This is a genomic window from Caballeronia sp. (assembly GCF_049581465.1).
Taxonomy (GTDB): domain Bacteria; phylum Pseudomonadota; class Gammaproteobacteria; order Burkholderiales; family Burkholderiaceae; genus Caballeronia.
The window spans coordinates 1-7,123 of the sequence record NZ_JBAUSA010001364.1 but is presented as its reverse complement, the minus strand read 5'-3'; the positions used below and the strand labels follow the sequence as shown (position 1 = coordinate 7,123).

At 59.8% G+C, this 7,123-nt stretch carries 4 protein-coding genes; 3 read left to right on the top strand and 1 reads right to left on the bottom strand.

All coding sequences use genetic code 11. The features are described from left to right. Positions 1 to 228 precede the first annotated feature (228 nt). On the top strand, positions 229 to 612 hold the full coding sequence (locus WCA53_RS32960) for a response regulator transcription factor (RefSeq protein ID WP_423921875.1): 384 nt from the start codon (positions 229 to 231) through the stop codon (positions 610 to 612). Between the two features lie 274 nt (positions 613 to 886). Here WCA53_RS32960 and WCA53_RS32955 read toward each other — a convergent pair whose 3' ends face one another. Next, positions 887 to 1,225: a BON domain-containing protein gene (locus WCA53_RS32955; protein WP_423921872.1), complete on the bottom strand. Its 339-nt coding sequence runs from the start codon at positions 1,223 to 1,225 to the stop codon at positions 887 to 889. A gap of 797 nt (positions 1,226 to 2,022) precedes the next feature. On the opposite strand from WCA53_RS32955, the gene WCA53_RS32950 reads away from it, so the two are divergent. After that, positions 2,023 to 2,442 carry an organic hydroperoxide resistance protein gene (locus WCA53_RS32950; RefSeq protein WP_423921867.1) on the top strand — a complete coding sequence of 140 codons (420 nt, stop codon included), beginning with the start codon at positions 2,023 to 2,025 and terminating at the stop codon, positions 2,440 to 2,442. Positions 2,443 to 2,564: 122 nt separating this feature from the next. Next, positions 2,565 to 7,123 (top strand): ATP-binding protein (locus WCA53_RS32945; RefSeq protein WP_423921863.1); only part of this gene is annotated, 4,559 nt, incomplete at its 3' end.

The following is a 7,123-nucleotide window of genomic DNA, read 5'->3' as shown; positions in this document are numbered from 1 at the left end:
CACCAATCTTATTCTTTCATGTTTGTCCGGTGTTAAACAGGATTCCTGAGTAATACTGCCCCGGAAGATGCACGTCAGTTTCCATCCAGGATTGTCTGCATCGTCAATACATGCGCTGATATACCGTCGTATGATTTCCTTTTTTTCGCGGATTCTCTAACCTCTTGGCGAGAACGTGACGCGCTGATCCAATTGCGCCCTCTTCTCGCGGCTCTAAGGGGTTACAGCGTGCGCACCTATAAAACAGTTTCGATCATCGACGACGACGAGTCGATTCGAGCTTCCACGGCAAGTCTCGTGCGTTCGATGGGGTGGGAGGCGTGCGTCTACGAATCCGCTGATCATTTTCTCGGTTCCATCGGCATTCGGGGCATTGGCGGCATCGGGTGCATCGTGTGCGACGTTCAGATGCCGGGCATGACTGGCCTTGAGTTGCTTGGCAAATTACGTGACGACGGTTACTCATTCACCATCATCTTTGTTACTGCCTATTCTTCCGATGAGGTCAATCGGGAAGCTCTCGCCGGCGGTGCCCTTTGCGCACTCGAAAAGCCGGTGGATCCCACTCTTCTCAGCGATTGGTTATGCCGTGCGCTAGACGACCGCGCGTAGTTTTCTGCCTTGAAGGCTTCCAAAGTCATACGCCGGCCTCTCTTCCATGCAGCGCTTGCACGCGCTGCGGACCTGCGAGAACGCCGAACACGCAGGACATCGACTGGCGCTGGCTGAATCGAGATATACCTTCGGTACCGTTTTCCGGTTCACCCTTGCAGCGCAAACGGCCAACATCGAGTAAATCGGCGCCTTTGCGCAACCGTGGACGGTAAAACGGCGCAGACGGTTCCGTCAGCGCCGTTTCGGCTTATTGCCCTACCGTTGGCCTACTCTATTGGCCCACAACACGCACCGTAACATTGTTCTTAACGCTCTTCACACCGGCGACTCCTTCCGCAGCCGTACCCGCCGCAGCGATTTGACTTTCGTCCTTAACCGTACCGTCGAGCGAGACCACGCCCGTGCGTGCCACGACGCGGATATCAGAGGTATCTATTTTTTCCTTGTCAAGTTCTTGCCTCACTGCATGCTCGAGCTTCCAGTTCGCACTGTGACCCGCTTTCTTGGTAGTAGGTTGTGAGGCGCCCGAATCTTGCGCATGTGCAAGATTCACGCTTACGCACGCGGCCACGGAGAACAATGAAGCGGCAAGCATTCTTGATATTTTCATGCGAAATCTCCTTGAGTGAAATAGAACGACTGCTGTAATCCCCGCTAGCAGTCGACAACCGAATGGATGTTGACAGTTTCCCGTTACCAAAACAATCGGAGATTGGTCGATGCGCGCAATTGCAACAACGATGCAACTCAGAAAGTGACTGGCCGATCTGTAGACGAGTGCGTCCCACCCCATGGAACGCAGGCGACTCGCCACGCAAGGCTTGATCGACTCGTGCGCGACAATCGAATTAGATTGAACGTTGCGCGAGTCGTAAGTGCCCGGCGCCGCGGCAAAAACGGCGCAACAAATTGGCTCGTCATATTCTTGCGAAGAGGTTAGCAAATTGACAAGAGAAAATAAAGCATACCTGCGTATATCGGCACATGTGTGCGCCACGACCGAAAATCTTTCCTCAGCCTTTTTCTGCTCTTGCTTTCCGGAACATTTTACGTATGCCAGGGCGGCTGGTTCGACGGTGTTGTTAGAAAACTTGACCTGCGCAATCCTGAGCGCCGTGTTACGCCCGCAGTCATCAGGTTCAAAGTGCCCTGATCGAAGTCACTTCTCCGAAAATTCAACATATTTATATGCAATCCTAATTATATACATCCTTTCGTATGCCACAGCGATACGAGGATATATTGCGAATCGCGAAGGTTCGGTCATATTCTCATTACGGACCTGCCGACTTACCTTGATTCATCTTCGGATGACGGCGGCTCGATCAGAGTGCCCATCGATCCCGGCTTTTCGACAGCCGTTTTCCGTAGCCGCGTCACTAAGCGGAACTTAACAAGGAATCCATCATGACTCAACTCGACAAGGTGCTGTACACCGGAAAAACCCACACCACGGGAGGCAGGGCCGACGGCGCGTCCCGCAGTGACGATGGCCGCCTGGACATCTTGCTTGCGCGCCCCGCCACGCCGGGCCCCGGCACCAATCCGGAGCAGTTGTTCGCTGCCGGTTGGTCTGCCTGTTTCATCGGTGCGATGGGGCTTGCGGCCCGCGACATGAAGATCGCTTTGCCGGCTAACGTGGCCGTTGACGCCGAAGTAGACCTCGGCACAACGGACGGTGCATTCTTCCTTCAAGCGCGTCTTAACGTCAGCCTGCCGGGTCTGGACCGCGAAGTCGCCCAGGTGCTGGCGGACGCCGCGCACCAGACGTGTCCGTATTCCAAAGCCACGCGCGGCAACATTCACGTCGTCATTAGCGTGGTCTAAGCCGAACCTGTCACGGATCTGACCTGTCCATACCGATAGCCACGGAACTCAAAAGCGAGCAAAATCAGCGCACGGCGAAGTCAGCGGCTAAGTCTGCAGCGAGAGAGCGGTCTTACGTAAATATGGATATCTCCGGATACGAGCTCGAACCGTTGCGCGACGACGCAGACTTCTCGCTGTTTCGCGCGCGGCAGCCGGGCAATCCGATCTCGGTGCTTGCCCTTGTTGCGGCGCGCTCGGCGTCCAGGAGCATCGCGCGCCTCGAGCATGAATATGCGTTGGCGGGAATGCTTGACGCCAGATGGGCGGCTCAACCCCTGGCGCTCAATTGCCACCAGGCGCCTGCAACGCTCGTCCTCGACGACAACGGCGGCGAGCCGCTCGCTCGCGCGCTCGGCCGGCCACTCGAACTGACGCACTTCCTGCATCTCGCCATCAACCTGGCGACAGCGGTCGGCCACGTTCATCGGCGCGGGCTCATCCACAAGGACATCAAGCCGGCGAATGTGCTCGTCGACGAGAGCGGCAACGTGCGGCTTACCGGCTTTGGCATCGCGTCCCGGTTGCCCAACGAACGCCAACAGCCCGCGCCGCCGGAGATTATTGCGGGCACCTTTGCTTACATGGCGCCCGAGCAAACCGGCCGCATGAACCGATCGATCGACGCCCGCAGCGATCTCTACTCACTCGGCGTCACGCTGTACGAGATGCTCACCGGGTCGCTTCCGTTCAGGGCATCGGATGCCATGGAATGGATCCATTGCCATATCGCCCGGAGGCCAACACCGCCTAGCGAACGGGTCGGCGGGATTCCGTCACCGGTCGAGGCCATTGTGTTGAAGCTCCTCGCAAAGGCCGCCGAGGACCGCTACCAGACCGCTTCAGGCGTCGAAGCCGATCTCCGCTCATGTCTCACGGCATGGTTGGTGCACCACCGGATCGACCCGTTCCCCCTGGGTGCCCGCGACACGTCGGACCGGCTGCGGATCCCCGAAAGACTATACGGGCGCGAGGCCCAGATCGAGGCTCTCGTCGCGGCTTTCGACAGGGTCGTAGCCCACGGCACAACCGAACTGGTGCTCATATCCGGCTATGCCGGCATCGGCAAGTCCTCGGTCGTCAACGAACTGCACAAGGTGCTGGTCCCGCCGCGCGGCCTGTTCGCGTCCGGCAAGTTCGACCAATACAAGCGCGACATTCCTTATGTGACGCTGGCACAGGCCTTCCAGTCGCTCGTGCGCAATCTGCTGAGCAAGAGCGACGCGGAGGTTGAGCCGTGGCGGCGCGCCCTGCTGGACGCCCTGGGTCCCAACGGTCAGATCATGGTGAACCTGATCCCGGAGCTCGCGCTTATCATCGGCGAGCAACCGCCGGTCCCTACGCTCCCGCCGCAGGACGCACAAAACCGCTTCCAGATCGTTTTCCGCCGGTTTCTCGGCGTGTTCGCGCGGCCCGAGCATCCGCTCGCGTTGTTCGTCGACGATTTGCAATGGCTGGACACGGCGACGCTCGACTTGATCGAGCATCTCGTCACCCATCCAGAGGTGCGCGACCTTCTGCTGGTGGGTGCCTATCGGGACAACGAGGTCGGTCCGTCGCACCCGCTCACGCGCACGCTTGCGTTGATCCGCAACGCTGGAGGGACCGTGCAGGAGACAGTGCTTGCGCCCCTCTTGCCTGACAGTGTGGGGCAATTAGTAGCCGATTCGCTTCACTGCGACCGGGAGAGAGCCCAGCCGCTCGCGCAACTCGTGCATGAGAAGACCGGCGGCAATCCGTTCTTCGCGATCCAGTTCCTGACGGCCCTGACCGAGGAGGCACTGCTCGCATTCGATCATGGCGCGGCGACGTGGACCTGGGATCTGCTGCGCATTCGCGCCAAGGGCTTTACCGAAAACGTAGCCGATCTCATGGCCGCGAAGCTCAGCCGTCTATCCGACACGACACGCGATGCCCTGGGGCAACTCGCCTGCTTGGGGAACACCGCCGAGGTCGCCACCCTGACGCTGTTTCACGGCGGGTCCGAGGAGAAGATCCACGCGCAATTGTGGGAATCCGTTCGAGCGGGTCTCGTCTTCCGCGCGGATGACGCCTATGCATTCGTCCACGATCGTGTCCAGGAGGCGGCCTACGCGCTTATCCCGGCTAGCGAGCGCGCCGCAGTGCATCTTCGGATCGGCCGGGTGCTCGCGTCACGGACCGCGCCCGACGAGATCGAAGAGGCCATCTTCGACATCGTGAACCACCTCAATCGCGGCGCCACGCTGATCACCATGCAGGAGGAACGCGAGCAGGTCGTCGCGCTGAACCTCATGGCGGGCAGGCGCGCGATGAATTCGACCGCCTATGCCTCCGCCCGAAACTATCTGGCGCAAGCCACCGCGCTGCTGTCGCCGGATGCCTGGACACGATGCTACGAGGGGACGCTGGATCTCTATCTCGCGTTTTCGGAGTGCGAATATCTGGTGGGTAACTTCGCCGCAGCGGACGCGCTGTTCGACATGATCCTGACCGAGGCCCACTCCAATCTCGATCGTGCCAAGGTCTACAGCTTGCGCATGAAGCTGTACCAGGTCGCGGGTAAATACGACGAGAGCTCCGCAGCGGCACTCGATGCGCTCCGGGATTTCGGTGTGACGTTCCCCGATTCCGATCAGGGCATTCAAGCAGCAGTCGATGCCGAGTTCCGGGATATCCCCATCAATCTCGCGGGGCGCGCCATTAGCGAACTTCTTGACGCACCGGTGGCGGCCGACCCCGCGACGCGGGCGATCATCAACCTTCTCGTCGAAGCAATGCCCTGCGCGTATATCGGGCGGCCGATGCTCTATCCGCTGATCACCCTGAAGGCCGTCAACCTTTCCATGCGACACGGCAATACCGACCAGTCGAGCTTCGGTTATGGCAATTACTCGCTCATGCTGGTGTCGCTCGTCGGCGACATCCCCTCCGCAGTCCAGTTCTCCGAAATGTCGCTGCAGCTCAATGAAAAATTCAACAATCCGCGCTTGCGGGGGAAACTGCTTCACTTGCACGGCGACCATATCAACTTCTGGCGACGCCACATCGAGACTGACCTGCCAATCGTGGAGCGCGCCATTCTCGCCTGCCTCGAAGTGGGCGACCTCGTCTTCGCCGGCTACCTCGCGTTCGAGACGCTCTGGCAGGTAATTGAGAAGGGGGACGCGCTTGAGGACGTGCAGGCGCTATCCGTGAAATACGTCGCGTTCGCCCGACAGACCCACAACGATGCCGTTTGTGAAACGATACGGCTCGAGCAGCAATTCGTCGCCGGCCTCCAGGGCAGGACGCGCGACCCGCTCCGCTTAGACGACGGCACTTTCGACGAAGCAGAGTGCTATGGCGCTGTCGTCAAGGCGGGCTTCGGCTGCGGGATCGTCTTCTATCACATCATGAAGCAGATGCTCGCCTTCCTTGATGGCAGGTACGGTGAGGCCCTGGACTCCGCGGTCCGTGCGCAGCCTGCGTTCGGTGCGGTCATGGCCATGCCGATCGAGGCGACCTATCATTTCTTCCACGCGCTCACCCTCACGGCGCTGTATCCGACTGCTGGCGCTGCAGAGCAACGGGAATATGCGCGGGTCCTCGAAGCAAAACTCAAGAAGTTCAAGCTTTGGGCCGACAACTGTCCCGAGAACTATCACAACCGTCATGCGCTGGTTTTGGCCGAGGTCGCACGTATCGAGGGACGGGACTTCGAAGCGATGCGCTTTTACGAGCAGGCTATAAGCTCGGCCCACGAGCATGGCTTCATCCAGAATCAGGCGATCGCTCATGAACTTGCCGCGCGCTTCTATGCGGCGCGCGGCTTCGACACCATTACGGACACCTATCTGCGCAACGCGCGGTCTTGCTACGTTCGCTGGGGCGCCCACGGCAAGGTCCGTCAATTGGACCGAACCCATCCGCAGCTGCGCCACGAATCGTCACGCCCTGACAGCACGGTCGCGACTTCGGCCGAACAGTTAGATCTCGCAACTGTCGTGAAGGTGTCGCAGGCGATCTTTAGCGAGATCGACCTGAATGAACTGATTCACACCCTGATGGCGCTTGCCCTGGAACACGCCGGCGCGAACCGGGGTTTGCTGATCCTTCCGCGAGGCGACACATTGCGGATCGAAGCAGAAGCGACCACGTTGCGCAACTCGGTCGAGGTCCGTCTTCCGCAATCGCGCGTGGCGCCCGCGGCACTTCCTGAATCGGTTCTGCGTTACGTCGTCCGAACCCAGGACAGCGTGCTGCTCGATGATGCATCGGACGAGAGCTCGTTCTCCGGCGATGAGTACATCCGCGGCAACGGCTGCCAGTCGATCCTGTGCCTGCCCCTGATCAAGCAGACGAAGCTGATCGGCGTGTTGTACCTTGAGAACAGCCTGACGCCTCACGTCTTCACGCCGGCCCGCATTGCCGTGTTGAGACTGCTGGCGTCCCAGGCCGCGATTTCGTTGGAGAACGCGCGCCTCTACGCCGACCTGCAGCACACGGAGGCCCTGCTGGCAGACGCCCAACGGCTTAGTCACATGGGCAGCTTCGACTGGCATGTCTCAAGGGGAGAAATCGTCTGGTCCGAAGAGAGTTACCGGATCTTTGGATACGATTCGGGGACCCGACCCACGGTCCAAATGATGCTCGACCGGGTCCATCCGGACGACCTTGCCCT